General features: G+C 49.4%; 17 protein-coding genes. 3 read left to right on the top strand and 14 right to left on the bottom strand.

Going from position 1 to position 18,525, the window contains the following annotated elements; translation table 11 throughout:
• Window positions 1-13: 13 nt before the first annotated feature.
• The 6 genes from gdhA to gltX form a co-directional block, all read right to left on the bottom strand.
• The gene (gdhA, locus tag CGRAC_RS01480; RefSeq protein WP_005869799.1) at window positions 14-1,372 is read right to left on the bottom strand and encodes an NADP-specific glutamate dehydrogenase; all 1,359 of its coding nucleotides are present in this window, start codon (window positions 1,370-1,372) and stop codon (window positions 14-16) included.
• Complete coding sequence (locus CGRAC_RS01475; RefSeq protein ID WP_005869801.1) at window positions 1,369-2,061, bottom strand: MqnA/MqnD/SBP family protein; 693 nt, start codon at window positions 2,059-2,061, stop codon at window positions 1,369-1,371. The genes gdhA and CGRAC_RS01475 overlap by 4 nt, the downstream gene beginning before the upstream one ends.
• A gap of 78 nt (window positions 2,062-2,139) precedes the next feature.
• A complete protein-coding gene (locus tag CGRAC_RS01470; protein ID WP_005869803.1) occupies window positions 2,140-2,511 on the bottom strand; it encodes a hypothetical protein in 372 nt (123 codons plus the stop codon).
• Window positions 2,504-3,952 carry a nicotinate phosphoribosyltransferase gene (locus CGRAC_RS01465; protein WP_005869805.1) on the bottom strand — a complete coding sequence of 483 codons (1,449 nt, stop codon included), beginning with the start codon at window positions 3,950-3,952 and terminating at the stop codon, window positions 2,504-2,506. The genes CGRAC_RS01470 and CGRAC_RS01465 overlap by 8 nt, the downstream gene beginning before the upstream one ends.
• 45 nt (window positions 3,953-3,997) lie before the next feature.
• Window positions 3,998-5,254 carry a malic enzyme-like NAD(P)-binding protein gene (locus CGRAC_RS01460; protein ID WP_005869806.1) on the bottom strand — a complete coding sequence of 419 codons (1,257 nt, stop codon included), beginning with the start codon at window positions 5,252-5,254 and terminating at the stop codon, window positions 3,998-4,000.
• Between the two features lies 1 nt (window position 5,255).
• Window positions 5,256-6,635, bottom strand: coding sequence for a glutamate--tRNA ligase (gene gltX / locus CGRAC_RS01455; protein ID WP_005869807.1), 1,380 nt, complete (start codon window positions 6,633-6,635; stop codon window positions 5,256-5,258).
• An 84-nt stretch (window positions 6,636-6,719) separates the two neighbouring features.
• On the opposite strand from gltX, the gene CGRAC_RS01450 reads away from it, so the two are divergent.
• The 3 genes from CGRAC_RS01450 to CGRAC_RS01440 all read left to right on the top strand — a co-directional run bounded on the left by CGRAC_RS01450 (window position 6,720) and on the right by CGRAC_RS01440 (window position 8,754).
• Window positions 6,720-7,610 carry a peptidylprolyl isomerase gene (locus CGRAC_RS01450; protein WP_005869808.1) on the top strand — a complete coding sequence of 297 codons (891 nt, stop codon included), beginning with the start codon at window positions 6,720-6,722 and terminating at the stop codon, window positions 7,608-7,610.
• A gap of 116 nt (window positions 7,611-7,726) precedes the next feature.
• Window positions 7,727-8,365, top strand: a complete 639-nt coding sequence (locus CGRAC_RS01445) for a hypothetical protein (RefSeq protein ID WP_005869809.1) — start codon at window positions 7,727-7,729, stop codon at window positions 8,363-8,365.
• A gap of 26 nt (window positions 8,366-8,391) precedes the next feature.
• Window positions 8,392-8,754, top strand: coding sequence for a hypothetical protein (locus CGRAC_RS01440; RefSeq protein ID WP_005869810.1), 363 nt, complete (start codon window positions 8,392-8,394; stop codon window positions 8,752-8,754).
• A 46-nt stretch (window positions 8,755-8,800) separates the two neighbouring features.
• Here the strand turns inward: CGRAC_RS01440 and CGRAC_RS01435 are convergent, their stop codons facing one another.
• The 8 genes from CGRAC_RS01435 to CGRAC_RS01400 form a co-directional block, all read right to left on the bottom strand.
• Window positions 8,801-9,367, bottom strand: coding sequence for a hypothetical protein (locus tag CGRAC_RS01435; protein ID WP_005869813.1), 567 nt, complete (start codon window positions 9,365-9,367; stop codon window positions 8,801-8,803).
• A gap of 407 nt (window positions 9,368-9,774) precedes the next feature.
• Complete coding sequence (gene carB, locus CGRAC_RS01430; RefSeq protein WP_005869814.1) at window positions 9,775-13,038, bottom strand: carbamoyl-phosphate synthase large subunit; 3,264 nt, start codon at window positions 13,036-13,038, stop codon at window positions 9,775-9,777.
• A complete protein-coding gene (gene mreC / locus CGRAC_RS01425; RefSeq protein WP_005869816.1) occupies window positions 13,038-13,787 on the bottom strand; it encodes a rod shape-determining protein MreC in 750 nt (249 codons plus the stop codon). The genes carB and mreC overlap by 1 nt, the downstream gene beginning before the upstream one ends.
• Window positions 13,780-14,814 carry a rod shape-determining protein gene (locus CGRAC_RS01420; protein WP_005869818.1) on the bottom strand — a complete coding sequence of 345 codons (1,035 nt, stop codon included), beginning with the start codon at window positions 14,812-14,814 and terminating at the stop codon, window positions 13,780-13,782. Before CGRAC_RS01420 ends, mreC begins: the two co-directional genes overlap by 8 nt.
• 9 nt (window positions 14,815-14,823) lie before the next feature.
• Window positions 14,824-16,062 carry an ATP-dependent protease ATP-binding subunit ClpX gene (gene clpX / locus CGRAC_RS01415; protein WP_005869820.1) on the bottom strand — a complete coding sequence of 413 codons (1,239 nt, stop codon included), beginning with the start codon at window positions 16,060-16,062 and terminating at the stop codon, window positions 14,824-14,826.
• Window positions 16,062-16,850 carry an acyl-ACP--UDP-N-acetylglucosamine O-acyltransferase gene (gene lpxA / locus CGRAC_RS01410; protein ID WP_005869822.1) on the bottom strand — a complete coding sequence of 263 codons (789 nt, stop codon included), beginning with the start codon at window positions 16,848-16,850 and terminating at the stop codon, window positions 16,062-16,064. The genes clpX and lpxA overlap by 1 nt, the downstream gene beginning before the upstream one ends.
• Window positions 16,850-17,299, bottom strand: a complete 450-nt coding sequence (fabZ, locus tag CGRAC_RS01405; RefSeq protein WP_005869824.1) for a 3-hydroxyacyl-ACP dehydratase FabZ — start codon at window positions 17,297-17,299, stop codon at window positions 16,850-16,852. Before fabZ ends, lpxA begins: the two co-directional genes overlap by 1 nt.
• A 33-nt stretch (window positions 17,300-17,332) precedes the next feature.
• The gene (locus CGRAC_RS01400; RefSeq protein WP_005869825.1) at window positions 17,333-18,466 is read right to left on the bottom strand and encodes an epoxyqueuosine reductase QueH; all 1,134 of its coding nucleotides are present in this window, start codon (window positions 18,464-18,466) and stop codon (window positions 17,333-17,335) included.
• Window positions 18,467-18,525: the final 59 nt, after the last annotated feature.

The following is an 18,525-nucleotide window of genomic DNA, read 5'->3' as shown; positions in this document are numbered from 1 at the left end:
AAGCGAGTTAAGCTTATACCAGGCCTTGATCCAGCATCGCATCGGCTACGCGGCGAAAGCCCGCGATATTCGAGCCCAGCACGAGATTGCCCTCCGCGCCGAATTCTTTCGAGGTCTCGTAGCTGGTACGAAATATGTGGCGCATGATCTCGCGCAGCTTGCTATCGACCTCCTCGAAGCTCCACGACGCCATCTGCGCGTTTTGCGCCATCTCAAGCCCGCTTGTAGCCACGCCGCCCGCATTCGCCGCTTTGGCAGGACCGAAAAGAAAGTCTTTTTGCGCGAGCATAAAATCGATCGCCTCAAGCGTGCTTGGCATATTCGCGCCCTCGCAAACCATGCGACATCCGTTAGCATAGAGAGTCTTTACGTCTTGCAGATTAAGCTCGTTTTGCGTAGCGCTCGGAAACGCGGCGTCGCACGGCACGCTCCACACGCCGTTGCGGCCCGCGGGATAGGCGCTAACTGGGATAAATTTTGCGTTAGGACGCTCCTTGATATATTCGCAAAGCCCTACGCGCAGCTGCTCTTTTAGCTTTTTAAGAAGTGCCACGTCAATTCCCTCGGCATCATAGATAAAGCCCGTAGAATCGCTCACGGTGACGGGCTTAGCCTGCATCTGATAGAGCTTTTCGGCGGTGTAGATCGCTACGTTGCCGGCGCCCGAGATCGTGCAAATTTTGCCGTGCAGCGAATCGCCTCTGGTAGCGAGCATCTCGTTTGCAAAATAGACCGAGCCGTAGCCTGTAGCCTCGGTACGCGCGAGGCTGCCGCCCCAGCTTAGCCCCTTGCCCGTAAGCGCACCGTCGAATCTGCGGGTGAGCTTTTTATACGCGCCATACATATAGCCGATTTCACGGCCGCCCACGCCGATGTCGCCCGCGGGCACGTCGGTATTGGAGCTGATTAGGCGGTGAAGTTCTAACATAAAAGCTTGACAAAATCTCATAATCTCGCCGTCGCTCTTGCCCTTGGTATCGAAATTTGCGCCGCCTTTTGCGCCGCCGATATTAAGGCCCGTGAGGGAATTTTTAAAAATTTGCTCAAACCCTAAAAATTTTAAAACGCCTAAATTTACGCTCGGATGAAAGCGCAGGCCGCCTTTGTAAGGACCCAGAGCGGAGTTGAACTCTATGCGATATCCCGTATGCACGCAGGGCTCGCCGCCGTCGCTCATATAGACGACGCGAAACATCATCGTGCGCTCGGGCGCCAAAATGCGCTCTAAAATTTTATTTTTCACATACCTCTCGTCGCGCTTTAGAAGCGGTATGAGCGAGTATAAAATTTCGGTCGATGCCTGGATAAAGACCTCCTGACCGGGATTGGCGCGCTTTAAATTTAGCAGCAAGCCGTCGATGTAAGACTTCATAGTTTCTCCTTTTGAACCGGATTAAATTTTAATTTTTTGGCTTTGGCGATAAATTTTTTTAGCGCCAGCTCCTCGCGGACGCCGATCTCATAGCCTATAAATTTCAAATAATTTAAAATTTCACGCTCTTTTATGCCGCGCGAAAGGGCATAGCTTTGCAGGATATATCTTGGAATTTTAATGCGCGAACGTAAAAATTTCGTCGCCAGGCGCGCGTAAGCTTTTTCGTTTTTCACGCAACACAGCCGCCCGAAAACGAAGGGCAAGCCCGTGCGCTGCTGCCAAATTTCGCCCAGATCGTAAAATTTATCCCTGCCCTGCGAAAGTAGCGCCTTTAGAGCGTTATCGCCGATTAGCACCTCGCCGCTAAGATCCAGCACGCGAGCTAGCATATTTGAGCTCATCGACGCAGGATCGAGCCTGGGCGCCGAGTTTTTGCGCACGAGCACGCTTAGCACTTCGCGCTTTGCGACGATTCCAAGAGGCAGTTTGCGGTATTTTGCACGGCGGCTTTCGATGCTGGAGATTACTGCGGCGTCTATGCGCCTATAATAAAGATCGGCGCAGAGTTTACTCGGCACCCCTTTTTTAAATTCTATCGATTTTTTAACATAAGACGGCAGCGGAAGTGATTTTAAAAATACGTGAAATGGGAGCAAATTTAGATAATCGATTTTGCCTAATAACATAACTTTCTCCGAATTTAGCGCAGAAAAAGAGGTTAAATTCCGGCGCTAAATCGGAATTTAACCAAAAAATTTCAGGATTTATTTGACCTCGGTGATCGGGATAGATTTGTATTTGCTAAACTCCACTATACCCTCACCTTTTTTGAAGTGGATGCTCACTCCGTCCTTGTTCTCCATATAGATGCCGTCGGCGGCGCGCTCGCGCTTGAGGTCGTAGCTTTTGCCGCTATCGTCCTTTAACACGGCGGTATTGAAATCGTCGTTTGAGCTAAGCGAAAGCTTTTTGCCCTTGTCATCGACGAAATAGAAGGTCTTTGCGTTCTCTTGAGTTATGGTTTTTTCGCTCTGTGCTTGCTTATTCATAGCACTATCCGGGGATTGGCGGAGCTGGTTTGAGCCGCATCCTAGCAAAACTAACGCCAAAGCGGCGCACGATAGAACTTTAAACATATTTTTCCTTTAAATTTAGGTTACACTCGTTGATGAGTGATTTTCGGATATCCCAAAGCCTTTGAGAGAGATCCACTTTGTAGCTTTGCGGATGGACGTTGCGAAGGTGCTCGAGCCAAAATTTGCTCTTTTGCTCCTTACTAAAACGCGCGATCTCGCTTACCGTGCGGCGCACGCCTACGAATTTGCCCTCCTTGAAAACGGGACGTAAGAGCTTATGCGCGCTGAAATTCGTTAAAATTTTACGCTTGTAGGTATAAAGCGGATGGAAAATTTCAAGCGGCGCGCTCTCGTCTATGCTCTCTCCATCAAGCGTGATCAGATCGGCAAGCGCCATGCCATTATCCTTGTCGTAGAGTCTAAAGACCTGCTTGTAGCCGGGATTATTGATCTTGCGCGGATCGTTTGAAATTTTGATCTTAGCTATGATCTCGCCATCTTTTTCGATACCGCTTAGCTTATACACGCCGCCTAGACTTGAACTATCTCCGCCCGTAATAAGCCTCGTGCCGATCCCCCAGCTGTCGATTTTAGCGTCAAAAAGCTTAAGCTGATCGATCGCGTATTCGTCTAAATCATTCGACGCGGTGATCTTTGCGTTCTCAAAGCCCGCCGCATCGAGCATCTTACGCGCCTGTTTAGTCAGATACTCCAAATCGCCCGAATCTATGCGGATTCCAAGCGGCTCATGACCGCTCGCGCGCAGCTCCTTAAAAATCGTAATCGCATTCGGCACGCCGCTTGCGAGAGTATCGTAGGTATCGACGAGCAAAAGCGTGCTGTTTGGATAAATTTTAGCGTAGGCGCGAAACGCCTCCAGCTCGCTATCAAAGCTCTGAATCCATGAGTGCGAGTGGGTGCCGATCGCGGGCACGCCGAATTTATTTGCGGCGAGTACGTTCGACGTGGCGCTGCAACCGCCTATAATCGCAGCCTTTGCGCCGTAGATGCCCGCACTTCGCCCCTGAGCGCGGCGCAAGCCAAACTCCATCACCGAATCACCCTTAGCGCTAAAATTGATGCGCGAGCTTTTCGTAGCGATGAGAGTTTGAAAATTTATAGTATTTAGGATCGCAGTCTCGATGAGCTGCGCCTCCATGATGTTTGCTTTAACGCGAATTAGCGGCTCGTGCGGAAATACGATCTGCCCTTCGTCCATGGCGTAAATTTCGCCGCTAAATTTAAAGCCTCTTAGAAATTCCAAGAATTCCGGCTTAAAGAAATTTAGACTTTTTAGATACGCGATGTCGTCGTCGCTAAATTTTAAGTTTTCGATATAATCCACGACCTCGTTTAAGCCGCAAAATATCGCGTAACCGCCGCCGCTTGGGTTTTTGCGATAAAAAACGTCAAAAACCGCCGTCTGATCGGGCTTTGTGAAAAAATAGCCCTGCATCATACTAAGCTGATAAAAATCGGTAAGTAAAGCCAAATCTTTCATTTACGCCTCTTAAAATTTAATCTCGCCTCGTGCAGGAGCAAAAAATCATAGCTTTTTAGCTTCTAGGTTCTTTTTATAAGTCGCAGCGTCGAACTCTTTGACGCGAGCGACGCCGTCATCCACCGCAGCTTTTGCCACAGCCGTCGATATCACGGCAAATACGCGCGGATCGAAAGGATTTGGGATCACGTAGTCTTTGCTGAATTTTAAGTTATCCTTGCCCAGCATCTTGCGGATTTCTGCAGGAACCTCTTCGCGAGCAAGATCCGCCATCGCGCGAGCGGCCGCAATTTTCATATTTTCGGTGATCTTTTTGGCTCTTACGTCAAGCGCGCCGCGGAAGATATACGGAAAGCCCAAAACGTTATTGATCTGATTTGCAAAGTCGCTTCTGCCCGTGCCTACGATCGCATCGTTTCTTACTTCCTCGACCTCGCTTGGATAAATTTCCGGTACCGGATTTGCAAGCGCAAAAATGATTGGATGCGGCGCCATAGTCTTTACCATCTCTTTAGTTAAAACGCCCGGCTTACTAAGTCCTAAAAACATATCCGCGCCTTTCATCGCATCCTCTAGCGTGCGATCTGCGGTATCTAGGGCAAATTCTTTCTTCTGCTCGGTAAGATCGGTGCGACCCTTGTGGATCACCCCTTTGGAATCGAGCATTATGATGTGTTTGGCGCCTAAATTTTGATACATCTTTGCACACGCTATGCCAGCGGCGCCCGAGCCGCTGACTACGATCTTCATATCCTCGATCTTTTTGCCGCTGATAAGGGCTGCATTGATTAGCCCTGCGCCCGTAATCATCGCAGTGCCGTGCTGATCGTCGTGCATGACTGGGATATCGACGGCTTTTTGTAGCTCGCGCTCGATCTCGAAGCACTCGGGAGCTTTGATATCCTCTAAATTTATACCGCCGAACGTAGGCGCAAGCGCTTTGCAAATTTCAATTATCTTTTTAGGATCTTTTTCATCGATCTCGATGTCAAACGCGTCAACGCCGCCGAATTTTTTAAACAAAACCGCCTTACCCTCCATTACGGGCTTTCCGGCGATTGCGCCGATATCACCAAGCCCCAAAACCGCCGTGCCGTTAGTGATAACGGCTACGAGATTGGCTTTATTTGTGTATTTAAACGCAGCCTCGTGATCACCTTCGATCACCTTGCAAGGCTCCGCGACGCCAGGCGTATATGCAAGCGCCAAATCCTCCGCCGTAGCGCAGGGTGTTTTTACATTTGTTCCGATTTTACCGCCTATGTGGTACTTCAAAGCCGCTTCAACGTTTACTTTAGCCATTTTATAATCCTTTTTTGATTAAATTTGAAATTCTCGTTTTAACTTCGTCGCTTCCTAAAATTTCACAAATTTCAAAAATCGACGGACTAACGCTGCCTCCCGTGATCGCAACGCGCAGCGGCTGAGCAAGATCCTTTAGCTTGGCGCCGTTTGCGTCCAAAAACTCCATCGTCCTTTTCTCGCACTCCTTTGCATTTAAATTTGCGCTTAGAGTATCCGCAAATTTTGTGAGTAAGCTTAGCGAACTTTCGGTTACAAATTTCTTATACGCCTTCTCGTCATAACAGCTCGGGCGGTTTAGAAGAACCTTAATGCCCTCGGCCATCTCCACTAGCGTCTTTGCGCGCTGTTTGTACTGCTGCGCGATGAGATGTTTTTTCGCGTGCGAGCGTATATCGACGCCGAATTCCACAAGCTGTATGGCAAGCTCATCATCGTCTGAGTTTTTAATATAATGCGCATTTAGCCACTCAAGCTTAGTTTGGTTGAAGGTGCTGGCACTCTTGCTGATATGGTTAGGATCAAAGTATCGCTTCATCTCCTCCATGCTAAAAATTTCATCATCCCCGTGGCTCCAGCCCAGGCGTACTAAGAAATTTAGCAGAGCTTGCGGCAGATAGCCCATGCGTTTGTACTCCATCACGTCGGTAGCGCCATGACGTTTGCTTAGTTTGCTACCGTCGGCGCCGTTGATCATCGCGACATGATAAAATTTCGGGATTTTAAAGCCTAGCGCGTTATACAGCACGATCTGCTTCGGGGTGTTGCTTAGATGATCGTCGCCGCGGATCACGTCCGTGACGCCCATCAGCGCGTCGTCGATCACGACCGTGAAGTTATACGTAGGCGTGCCGTCGGAGCGCGCGATGATGAAATCGTCCAAAATATCGGCGGCATTAAATTTTATCTCGCCCTTGATGCCGTCGTTAAATTCTATCGTGCCGCTAAGCGGGGATTTGATGCGGATTACGGGCTCGATCCCTGCAGGCGGCGTGCCGGTAAAATCGCGATAGCGGTTATCGTAGCGCGGACGCTCTTTGCGAGCTTCTTGCTGCGCGCGCAGCTCATCCAGCTCATCCTTGCTCATATAGCACTTGTACGCCTTACCCTCATCTAGCAGCTTTTGGACGTATTGTTTGTAAAGATCGAAGCGTGAGCTTTGATACACGATCTGCCCGTCATAGTCTAGATTGCACCACTTAAAAGCTTCCTCGATCGCCTTAGCAGCCTCCTGCGAATTGCGCTTCAGATCAGTGTCCTCGATACGCAGCAGGAATTTGCCGCCGTTTGCTCTAGCGTAAAGATAACTAAAAAGCGCCGTTCTAAGTCCGCCGATATGTAAATATCCCGTAGGACTCGGCGCAAAACGAGTTACTATCATAAAATTCCTTTGCAAAAATTACCATTTAATGTTATAATCGCGATCTTGTAATTATAAAGCAAAAAGACTAAATAAAGGTTAAAAATGATAAAGAAACTGCTTTTTTCCGCAATGATCTGTGCCGTTTGTGCGAATGCCGAAGTAGTAAACGGCGTCATCGCCGTGGTAGATGATGAGCCGATCACCGGCTACGAACTAGCCAGAGTTCAAAAACTAACGGGTGCTTCGCCGCAAGCCGCGATGGAAATTTTAATCGGGCAAAAGCTGCAACAATCCGAGATTAAACGCCGTGGCATCGCGGTAAATGACGCGGAGATCGACGCGAGGCTCAAAGCGATCGCCGATCAAAATAAGCTTAGCTTAGACCAGCTCAAAACCGCTGTGCAAAAGCAAGGTATAAACTACGATGACTTTAAAGCAAATGTCCGCCGCACACTGCTTGAAGAAAAGCTCTATGGCTCGATATTTGCGGACGTACAGCACCGCACGACCCCCGAAAATGTTAAAAAATTTTATAGCCAAAATAGCTCATTATTTACAACCTTCGATAGCATCACGCTCACCCGTTACATCGCAAAATCACAAGCTCCGCTCGATAGGATCCGCACAAATCCAAAGCTCCGCCCAAGCGACGTGTATGTGATGAAGGGAACCCTAAAGGCCAATCAAATGGACGAGGGGCTCAAATACATCGTCACGAACGTCGAACAGGGCAAATTTTCGCCGATAATCCCTACGCGCAACGGCTACGAAATGTTTTACGTAAACGACAAAAAGGGGCTTCGTACGCTTGATTTTGATAGCGTGCAAGACAAGGCGATCGAAGGCTACGTAACCTCTGAGCGCAAAAAGGCGATCACCGAGTTCAACGACAGACTCCGCTCAAACGCCAATATCCGCATTATCGAGCGCCCACAGGCAAAAGCGCAAGGCGCAAAAACCGCTCCGAAAGTTAAAGTGCAAAAAAGGCAGTAAATTTTAAAATCCGCCGCCGTGCATTAAATTTTATAGAATTTAACGCCAATAACGCAAGGGCAAGCGCGCAGTTCGTTCTGCCATGCGTTAAATTTGATAAAATTTAAAGGATTTGCTTGATAGTAATCAACTATTTTACCGAACTTAAAAGCGATCCTAGAAGCGGCGGTATAAGCGCTACGAGCTTCGACACGAGTAAATTTTACTTCGACGTCGATACGGTCACAAAACTCATCGCCGTTTGGAGCGATGAAACCGGCGGCGAGGAGCTAAATTTTAAAATTTACGACTTTGATCGCAAGCTTAAATTTTGCCTTCGAGAACCGATCATCTACGCAAAATTCGAACCCCGCGCCCATCAAATTTGGCTGGCGCGCCGCGACGGCGAGTTAAAGTCGAATTTAGCTCTGCCCGATAAACTTGGAAACTCGGACGTGTGGATGGATGAGCTGCCGCAGATCGGCGGTATGGCGGTAGATCTCGGCGCGGGACAGGACGGCAGCAGATCGTTTTTGCTGCACGCGGATGGAAGCGAGCTAAATTTAATCGCCGAGCTCGAAGAGGACTTTAGTTTTTTATTTGCGACCGAAGGCAAAGGCGGCTACAACGACGAACTTGAACAAAAATGCGCACCGTATCGCGAATGCAAAGATGAACAAAACAGCGAGCTAAAGCGCCGACAAGAGCGCATGCAAAAACCCGAGCAAGAGCGCGAAAATAATCAAAAATGCGAGCGAGCGAAGCGGTGCTTTTAAATTTTTACCAGGGGCGGATTGCTATCGTGAGCTACCCGCAGCTAGAGCCGTTGCGCAAATTTCGCTTCCCCGAGGAGCTCACGCTAGACGGCAAGACGCGGGAGTTTATGCTGGGCGGTATCGTGCTGATAAATGAAAAAATTTGGCTCGTGCGCGACGACGGCTACTTTCGCCACTACCTCTTTGATGCGCACAAATTTGAATTTATCGCCGAGATTGCGCTTGCAGGCTTTGAACCCAAAGCGGGCTCGCTCGGTGAGATTGCCTCATCGATCTGTGATATAGACTGCCGCGATGGTAAATTGATCTTCACCCACTACGAGCTGGCGGGCGACGGTGAGCAAACGCGCGAGATAAATCGCTTTTTGAGGCGGACGCCGCAGCGTTAGGGCAAATTTTTACTACAAAACTGGCTTGCCCGCTTAAAATTTAATATTATCCGTTTTTATTGCATAGTTTAAAATATATATCTTTTATCTTTTCCACTTGAAATATGTGCGGAATATCGTCCGTTGCTAACAGCAGCGGCCAGCGCCCGACGACACCGCCGACAATTAAATCCGTTTTGTAAAAAGTATTGTTCTTTAACCGATCCTCGTCAAGTATCTTTATCGGTAAAACACACGAAACTTCCCTATACTGCCCACACTCGGTACATAATTGACGGCGTACCAAGTTAGGGTTATTGCCGTAATCGTATCTTACCTCGATATTGCATTGCAGAAGATAAAAATTCTTTGAACGCGGAAGTTTGATAAATGATAATCCGCTTAAACTGTATTTATTGTATGTATCGACAAATCTTTGCGACACGACAGTCTCTCCGTCCCAGCAAGAAGAATAATCGCATCTCTTTTTTAGCACAAATGTTTCCGCAGCCGCCATTGCCGCTTCATAGCGATTGACGATTAGTTTACATTTAGAGCAAAATTTCAATAACTCTTTATCGTCGCCGTAAAAACAGGCATTGTTATCAACACCGCTTACTCTATAGTATTTCACTGCGCCTTTCCCCAAAAGCATTATTAATACAAAATTTTAATCTTCGGCGATTTTTATTTACAAAAGCCTTTTTTGCCGTATCTTCATCTGCGACTCCCTTTTAAATGCTTGAACTGCGGCATTTCTCGAAAAATTCACTTTTCGCAGCTACCGATAGTAGCGTCTTTACTATTATCAAACCATAAACTTTTAGGTTTTACACGTATGAATACCCGTTATATTTTTATATTCGTCCAGCAAATCAAAAGCTCTTCCAAAAAATAAAAGCGCTATGTATGCCACGATTCGCCATGCCTAAATTTCTTAATGATCCTGCGCGTTAAATTTACTCACGCCACGTTTAATCGTATCGCCTAAAAGCAAGTTAAAATTTTATCGCTACACGGCGCTAACGGAGGCTGCTAGCGCTACCTACCGCTTAGATACTCCTGCAGCGTTTTAACTTCAAGCACGGATTCGTCCTTTATCGAGCAGATCGAGCGCGTAGCGGCGATCGCCGCCTTCATCGTCGTAAAATACGGCAGTCTAAAGCGCAGCACGCTCTGGCGGATCTTCGCGGCGTCGGTAGAGTTTGATTTACTATCGCTGGTATTGATGACGAGCGAAATTTCGCCGTTTTTGAGCTTGTCCTCGATATTTGGGCGACCCTCGCTGATTTTATAGACAAACTCGCACTCCACGCCGTTTTCGCCCAGTAGCTTGTAAGTGCCGCTCGTAGCCGCGATACTAAAGCCTGCGCTCGTAAACGCGCGTGCAAGCTCTACGGCTCGCGGTTTGTCATGATCAGCTAGCGACAAAAATACCTTGCCGCCGCTTGGAAGCGCATTGCTCGCGCCGATTTGCGATTTAGCAAAGCTCTTGGCAAAGCTCTCGCCGATGCCCATCACCTCGCCGGTGCTTTTCATCTCAGGCCCCAGGATCAGATCCGCGCCTGCAAGCTTGTTGAAAGGAAAGACACTCTCCTTTACGCAGATATGGTTTTTAATACGCGGCTTTAAAATTCCTTTCTCTTCGATCAGCACGCCGAATTCATCGTAAAATTTCAAAGCCTCGCGCAGACCCCCCTGCCACATTACGCGGGTAGCGACCTTTGCCATCGGAATTCCCGTCGCCTTGCTGACAAACGGCACGGTGCGGCTTGCGCGCGGATTTACCTCGATGATGTAAAGCTCGTTTTCAAAAATCGCGAATTGAATATTCATAAGCCCCACGACGCCGAGATTTAGCGCGATCTCTTTGGTTTGGCGACTTACCAGATCGATCATCTCCGCGCTCAGGCTAAGCGGCGGCAGGATGCTCGCACTATCGCCGCTGTGAATGCCCGCCTCCTCGATATGCTCCATTATCGCGCCGATATACACGTCGCGTCCGTCGCAGATCGCATCCACATCAAGCTCGGTTGCGTCAAGTAAAAATTTATCTATCAGCACGGGAGAGTGGTGACTCACGCTCACGGCTTCGCTCATATACAGCCTAAGCTCGGCTTCGCTATGCACGCGCCGCATCGCGCGACCCCCGAGTACGTAGCTAGGGCGCACGAGTACGGGATAGCCGATAGCAGCGGCCTTTTCGATCGCTTCGGCTTCGCTTACGGCAGTATCGTTTTTGGGCTGCTTAACGCCGATGTTTACGATAAACTCGCTAAATTTTTTGCGATCCTCCGCTACGTCTATCGTGCGCGCGCTCGTGCCGATAATCTTTGCTCCCACGGTGCTTAGGCGCTTGGCGAGCTTTAGCGGCGTTTGGCCTCCGAAATGCACGATCACGCCGTCGGGGTTCTCGGCCTCGATGACCGCTCTAACGTGCTCGAAATCGATCGGCTCGAAGTATAAAATATCGCTCGTGTCGTAGTCGGTGCTGACGGTTTCGGGGTTGCAGTTATACATTATCGTAGTGATCCCCATATCGCGCAGAGCGTAGCTAGCGTGCACGCAGCAGTAGTCAAACTCTATGCCCTGCCCGATGCGGTTCGGACCGCCGCCGATGATGAGGACTTTTTTATTATCTTTTGAAATTTTACGGCTTGCGATGGCGGGCGTTATGTTGGTGCTGGAATACAGATACGGGGTAAGCGCCGCAAACTCGCCAGCACAGGTATCTACTTCGTTGTATTCAAGGTCGATGCCCTGCCTGGCGCAGGCAAAATGGATGTCGTTTTGCGTAAGGCCCAGATTATCCTTTTTGTTGATTAAATTTGCGATCATCTTATCGCTAAAGCCCCAGCTCTTGGCCTGTCTCAAAAGCGCCGCGTCGTTGATGATCTCCATATCGATGCGCTCTTCAAATTTTACGATCTGCTCGATCTGGCTCAAAAACCAGCAATCGATCTTGCTAAGCTCGTAAATTTGATCTACGCTCATGCCCGCTCTAAAGCCCTGGGCGATATATAAAGCTCTATCTTGTTGCGCATTGCGAAGCCCGAAGATAAGATCCTTTTCGCTCAAATTTAGCTCCACGAAGCCGAAGTAGCCCTTCTCCAGCGAGCACAGCGCCTTTTGAATGCTCTCTTTAAAGCTGCGTCCGATCGCCATCACCTCGCCGATACTTTTCATCGCGGTGCCGAGATAGGGGTTTGCGCCTGGAAATTTTTCAAACGCAAAGCGCGGAATTTTAGTCACGATATAATCGATCACCGGCTCAAAGCTCGCAGGCGTGCCGGTGATGTCGTTTTTGATCTCATCCAGGCTAAAGCCCACCGCTAGCATTGTAGCGACCTTGGCGATCGGATAGCCCGTGGCTTTGGACGCGAGAGCCGAGCTGCGGCTTACGCGCGGGTTCATCTCGATGACGATCATCCGCCCCGTTTGCGGATTTACCGCAAACTGCACGTTACTGCCGCCAGTATCCACGCCGATCTCACGTAAAATTTTAAAGCTCGCGTCGCGCATCGCCTGGTATTCTTTATCGGTAAGCGTCAGAGCGGGCGCAACCGTAATGCTATCGCCCGTATGCACCCCCATCGGGTCGAAATTTTCGATCGAGCAGACGATGATGCAGTTGTCCTTATGATCGCGGATCACCTCCATTTCGAACTCTTTCCATCCAAGCAGGCTCTCTTCGATCAAAATTTCATTTATCGGGCTCACGTCTAGCCCATTTTGCGCGACCTCTTTAAACTCGTCGATATTGTACGCCACGCCGCTGCCTGCGCCGCCTAGGGTGTAGCTAGCGCGGATAATGAGCGGAAAGCCGATCTCATTCGCCGCAGCCATCGCCTCTTCGATATTGTAAGCGTATTTGGATTTAGGCAGATCCATTCCGATCTTAATCATCGCCTCTTTAAATTTTACCCTATCCTCGCCCTTTTTGATCGCTTCGGGGTTGGCGCCTAGAAATTTCACCCCTGCTAGCTCGCCGCTTTCGTAAGCCTGCATCGCTACGTTTAGCGCGACCTGTCCGCCCATCGTAGGCAGGATCGCATCGACGCCCTCGCGCTTTATGATACGCAAAATGCTCTCTTTGGTGATCGGCTCGATATAGGTGGCGTCGGCAAAATCGGGATCGGTCATGATGGTGGCGGGGTTAGAATTTATTAGCACTACGCGGTATCCGAGGCTCTTTAGCGTCTTGGCAGCCTGCGTGCCGCTGTAGTCGAACTCGCACGCCTGACCGATTACGATCGGACCGCTACCGATCAGCAAAATCGTCTTAATATCATCTCTCTTGGGCATCAATTTTCCTTTGTAACGACATACAAAAACGCCGGCATCTCGGAGCTCACGTAGGGCTCTACGACGGCGCTTTTGTATAGCTTCCCGTTTTGAATTTCTTTAACCTTTCCTACCGGTACGCCGGCAAAGAAAATTTCATCTTTCCCGCTCGTAAAGACCTCATCGCCTACCTTGGGATCGAGCCATTGCGGGATGTATCTGACTACGAGCTCGTTATTTTCGCCGCCTGCGACGCCAGGAATTTGAGTATCTCCTATGAAAACGGAGAAGTTGCTCTTCTCGTCGCGCTGTAAGATCGCAAGCGGGCGCCCGTCTTTATTTACTAAAATTCCTGCGGTCTTGCCCTCGCTGATGAGGCCGTAAATTTTGTTTGGGTTAAAATTTTCAAAATTTACGAAGAATTTGTTGTAGTCGTTTAGATTCGCGTAGCTCAGCGCCTTTACGAGCTGAACTTTGGGCTCGTAGACGGAGCTATTTTTATCGATCAAAATTTTATTCAGCTCGCCCGCGAACGTACTAAGCAGCATCGCCGATTTTTTCAGCTCGGCGTTTTCCTCGCGTAAAGCCTTGATCGTCTCGGCTTGGTTAAAATGCTCGCTAACGGCGCTTTTTACCCGATCGCTCACGCCGTAATAAACCTCTAAAATTCCTCCTGCAAATCCGATAAATTTGCCGTGGATATACGAGCCGAACGTAAGCGAAACGGCTACCAGCAAAACCGCGACGAGGAGGAGTTTTAGATTAGTCATTTGCCGCTTGTTTTAGCGATTTGATCTCTTCTAGGGCTTTTCCCGTGCCGTTTGCGACGCACAGCAGTGGCTCGTCCGCGACGAAAACCGGAAGCTTTACGGTGTCGCTTAGATATTTATCTAATCCGCGAATGAGCGCACCGCCGCCCGTTAGCACGACGCCGTTTTCAACGATGTCGGCGGCGACTTCTGGCTGAATGCTCTCAAGGACAAATTTCAGCGCGTCTGCAATCTCTCTGATCGAGTCTTTAATCGCCTCTCTAACGTCCTCACTCGTAAGATCGACCGAGCTTAAAAGGCCGCTGATCTGGTCTTTTCCTTTGACCGTGTATGTAAGATCTTTTTGCTGCTGCACCGCCGTGCCGATCTTGATCTTGATCTCCTCGGCGGCACGCTCCGAAATAAGCAGGCTATATTTTTCTTTGACGTAATTAACGATGCTCGCGTCGATCTTATCACCTGCGACGCGGACAGATTTGGCGCTGATGATGCCGCCTAGCGAGATGACGCCGATCTCGGTGGTACCGCCGCCGATATCCACGACCAGCGAGCCGCGCGCTTCATTTACGGGAAGTCCCGCGCCGATCGCCGCAGCCATCGGCTCTTCGATTAAATAAACTTCTCGCGCGCCCGCTATCATCGCGCTTTCGCGCACGGCTTTACGCTCGACCTGAGTTAGCCCGTAAGGAACCGAGATGATGATGCGCGGGCTTACAAAAAAACGGCGCTTGTGGGTCTTTTCAATGAAATACCTAATCATCTTCTCCGTCATATCAAAATCCGCGATAACGCCGTCCTTCATCGGGCGCACCGCTTCGATATCGCCCGGAGTGCGCCCGAGCATCTCTTTAGCCTCGGCGCCCACGGCGATGATCCTTTGCTTACCGTAGCGTTCGTTTTGTACCGCGACGACGCTTGGCTCGTTGATGATGATGCCTTTATCTTTTAGCAGCACGAGCGTGTTTGCCGTGCCTAGATCGATGCCCATATCCCTAGAAAATAATCCTAGAATAGAATCAAGTAACATTTATCCCCTTTATGCAGTTAAATTTTGTTTTACAAGTATCGGCTTAGAGACGCCGTCTACGACCTCTTTGGAGATGATGACGTCATAGCCCTTAAGCTCAGGCAGATCGAACATAATATCGATCATTATCTCCTCGATTATGCTGCGAAGTCCGCGTGCGCCCGTTTTGCGCTTGATCGCAAGGCTTGCGACCTCCCTTAGCGCGTCGTCGTCAAATTTTAAATTTGCGCCATCTATCGCGAAAAGCTTTTGATATTGCTTTAAGATCGCGTTTTTCGGCTCGGTTAAAATTCTAACCATCGCCTTTTCGTCAATCTCGTTTAGCGTAGCCACTATGTGCAAGCGCCCGATGAGCTCGGGGATTATGCCGTAATGCACCAGATCGTCGGCCTCGACCATATTTAGTAAATTTAAGCTCTCTTTCTTGCTGCGCTTGGTTTGGTTAAACCCTAACACGTTCTGCCCGATGCGGCGGTTGATAATCTCGTTTAGCCCGTCGAACGCGCCGCCGCAGACGAATAGGATATTAGTAGTATCGATCTGGATGAAGTCCTGATTTGGATGCTTGCGACCGCCCTTTGGAGGGATATTTACGACGCTTCCTTCGATGATTTTAAGTAGCGCTTGCTGTACCCCTTCGCCGCTTACGTCGCGCGTGATGCTGCGGTTTTCGCTCATTCGCGCGATCTTATCAATCTCATCTACAAATACGATACCGCGCTGCGCCTTCTCTACGTCGCCGTCCGCAGCCTGCAAAAGGCGGGTGAGGATGTTTTCTACGTCCTCACCGACGTAGCCCGCTTCCGTTAGGCTCGTAGCGTCGCTAATGGCGATCGGAACGTCCAAAAATTTCGCCAAGGTCTGCGCCATAAGCGTCTTGCCGCTGCCGGTAGGTCCGATAAGCAAGATATTTGATTTTGAAATTTCTGTATCGTCACCCTTCGCGTCGGTCTGTCTGAAAATTCTTTTATAGTGGTTGTAAACGCCGACGCTAAAAATTTTCTTAGCACGCTCCTGACCGATGACGTAGCGGTTGAGAACCTCCATCAGCGCCTTTGGCTTGATAGCTTCGAAATCGATCTCTTTATTTTGATTTTGTATCGCCTCATTTTGACCCTCGCTGCCGTGGATAGCGGCGTATGCCATATCGATACAATAGCTGCAGATAGCCGCCGTACCGTCGTCGTTAGGATAGATACGACGTCCGTCCGCGCCCGTCTCACCGCAAAAACTGCACTTATTTGCCATTAAATTTTACCTTTATCTAGCGGAATTCCGCGTTTTGTGTTGATTATAAACTCGCACATCTTGCGCACGTTTTGATCGCTCGTTTCGTTTAATAAAATTTGCGCCTGCTCCTTTAAGCCCCCACCCTGGTTGAATAAAAATTTATACGCCCGATTTATCGTCTCGACCGTCTCTTTATCGAAGCGGCGGCGGATGCCCGTTAAATTTAGCCCGCGAATATAGGCGCGATTCCCCTCGGCTAGGCAAAACGGCACCACGTCCTGACTAAGCGCGCTAGCCCCTGCGATCATGCAGCTCTCGCCGATACGAACGAACTGATGCACGGGGGTAAGCCCGCCGATAACTGCATAATCGCCCATTACGACATGACCTGCGAGCGTAGCGTTGTTTGCTAGGATTATGTTGCTTCCCAGCACGCAATCGTGCGCGATGTGGCAATACGCCATCATAAAGAGATTATCGCCGATGCGCGTAAATCCGTCGCCCTTATGCGAGCCCGAGCTGATCGTGCAAAACTCGTGAATCGTAGCGTTTTTGCCGATGACTAACCCTGTACGCTCGCCATCTTCAAAGCTCATATCCTGCGGAATTTCGCCCACGATCGCGTATGAAAAAATTTTAGAGTTCTCGCCGATTTGAGTATCGCCGATGATGCGCGCGCCCTGCTTGATCGTGCAGCCGTCTGCGATTTTAGCCTGCGCGCTTATGAAAGCATACGGCTCGATCACAACCTCGGCTCCGATCTGGGCGCCATCCTCGATGATCGCCGTGTGGTGAACTTTAGCCATCATTTATCCATTATCATCGCTTGAAGTTCAGCCTGTGCGGCCAATGTGGCGCCGTCGTTGATGTAGGCTTCGCCCTTTAGCACCCATATACGTCCGCGGTATTTGATTACGCTGATGCGATACTCAAGCTTGTCGCCTGGGCGAACCGGGTTTCTAAATTTAGCGTTGTCGATACTCATAAAATACACGACCTTGTCGCTTAGATCGACACCGTCTTTCTCCATGCTCTTAAACGCCAGCACGCCGCCTGCCTGCGCTAAGCCCTCGATAATCATTACGCCCGGATAGATCGGATGCCCCGGGAAGTGACCCTGAAAGATCTGCTCGTTGTAGGTTACGTTTTTATAGGCCTTGATGCTTTCGCCTATGCTGAGCTCTTCGACGCGATCTATCAGCAAAAACGGAAAACGATGAGGTAGGATGGAGAGAATTTCGTTTATGTCTATCATTATCTGCCTTTATTTAAAAATCTTGCAATTTTATCAAATTCTTACTAAAATTTCCCTAACGTCTAAAAATATGCGCGAGAGCCCGTAAATTTGAACTTTGGCGGCTCTTATCTCGTCCGTGACGATGATCGGCGAGAGCGAGCCCGCAGCGCACAGGGCGGCGCGAGCTTTATTTTGGCGCGCGAGACTCGGCGGATTTTTTAGCATTTCGGATACGCTTTTGAAATTTGATCTTAAAATTTCGTTAAATTTCGCCAGGCTTAAAATTTTAATCTCCCCCTTATCGCTGCAAAAGATTTCGCACTCTCGCTCCACGCTAAGCTTTACATTTTCACGAGTAAAATGCGAGCCGAATAGTACAAACGAAGGCACGACCTCGCCGTCAAATTTAATCCATGCGCGCAGCAGGCGGTAGTTTAAAAACCGATCGCGCAGCACACTAAATTTCACCCCATTTTTTTCGAGCGAGCAAAGCTTTTTGTAAAATTTCAGCTTCTCCTCTACCGAAGCGGGCAAGATTTGCCTATCGATCGGTGACATTAGCTCGTAAATTTCGGCGCCTTGGGCTAAATTTCGTCTCAAATCCGCCGTCAAAATTCCGCTCGAATTCCGCTCAGTCTTTCGCTGCTCACCCCGCTGCGCCGCAAGCGCGTAGATGCAGCCGCAGTAGTTTTGATGATAGAGCGCGTCTTTTTTCGCAAGCGCAAACTGCTCGTTCGTGCCGCCGTTTTTGCGAAAATCGGGCGCGATAAACTCTAGCCCGTAGCGCTCGCAAATGCGCTGCAGCGAGGCGCAAAGCTGGGAGTGCGATTTTTTGGGGCTCATAAGAAGCGTCGTAGTGATTTTACGCTCGCCTAGACTTAGCGCGAGCTCGGCCGTTTTTTGCATGCGAAAATCAAAGCAAAACTCGCAGCGTGCGCCCTTTTCGGGCTCGTTTTCAAGCCCGCGCGCGCCCTGTAGCCAGCCCTGAAAATCATACTCGCCCGGGATAAATTTAATCCCTAAATTCTCGCAAACCCGCTTTGAGTCGTGCATTCTAAGAACGTATTCGCCGTAGGGGTGGATGTTTGGATCGTAGAAATAGCCTATTAGCGGCTCCTGCGCGAGCTCTTTTAAGCGGCGCAAAAAATAATCGCAATCGACCGAGCAGCAGATGTGAACCAGCAAATTTTAACCCTTTGCGCGAAATTTTGGATATAATTTTACGCTATCAAAATTAATGAGCG

The organism is Campylobacter gracilis, assembly GCF_001190745.1.
GTDB classification, from domain to species: Bacteria; Campylobacterota; Campylobacteria; order Campylobacterales; family Campylobacteraceae; genus Campylobacter_B; species Campylobacter_B gracilis.
This window is presented reverse-complemented; position numbering and strand designations above follow the sequence as displayed.

Bases quoted from the DNA above. Each gene is read 5' to 3' on its own strand.
- CGRAC_RS01465 (WP_005869805.1), bottom strand. From the start codon at position 3,952: ATGAAAGATTTGGCTTTACTTACCGATTTTTATCAGCTTAGTATGATG.
- carB (WP_005869814.1), bottom strand. From the start codon at position 13,038: ATGCCCAAGAGAGATGATATTAAGACGATTTTGCTGATCGGTAGCGGT.
- gdhA (WP_005869799.1), bottom strand. From the start codon at position 1,372: ATGAAGTCTTACATCGACGGCTTGCTGCTAAATTTAAAGCGCGCCAAT.
- lpxA (WP_005869822.1), bottom strand. From the start codon at position 16,850: ATGGCTAAAGTTCACCACACGGCGATCATCGAGGATGGCGCCCAGATC.
- gltX (WP_005869807.1), bottom strand. From the start codon at position 6,635: ATGATAGTAACTCGTTTTGCGCCGAGTCCTACGGGATATTTACATATC.
- CGRAC_RS01460 (WP_005869806.1), bottom strand. From the start codon at position 5,254: ATGGCTAAAGTAAACGTTGAAGCGGCTTTGAAGTACCACATAGGCGGT.
- fabZ (WP_005869824.1), bottom strand. From the start codon at position 17,299: ATGATAGACATAAACGAAATTCTCTCCATCCTACCTCATCGTTTTCCG.
- CGRAC_RS01450 (WP_005869808.1), top strand. From the start codon at position 6,720: ATGATAAAGAAACTGCTTTTTTCCGCAATGATCTGTGCCGTTTGTGCG.
- CGRAC_RS01470 (WP_005869803.1), bottom strand. From the start codon at position 2,511: ATGTTTAAAGTTCTATCGTGCGCCGCTTTGGCGTTAGTTTTGCTAGGA.
- mreC (WP_005869816.1), bottom strand. From the start codon at position 13,787: ATGACTAATCTAAAACTCCTCCTCGTCGCGGTTTTGCTGGTAGCCGTT.
- clpX (WP_005869820.1), bottom strand. From the start codon at position 16,062: ATGGCAAATAAGTGCAGTTTTTGCGGTGAGACGGGCGCGGACGGACGT.
- CGRAC_RS01475 (WP_005869801.1), bottom strand. From the start codon at position 2,061: ATGTTATTAGGCAAAATCGATTATCTAAATTTGCTCCCATTTCACGTA.
- CGRAC_RS01420 (WP_005869818.1), bottom strand. From the start codon at position 14,814: ATGTTACTTGATTCTATTCTAGGATTATTTTCTAGGGATATGGGCATC.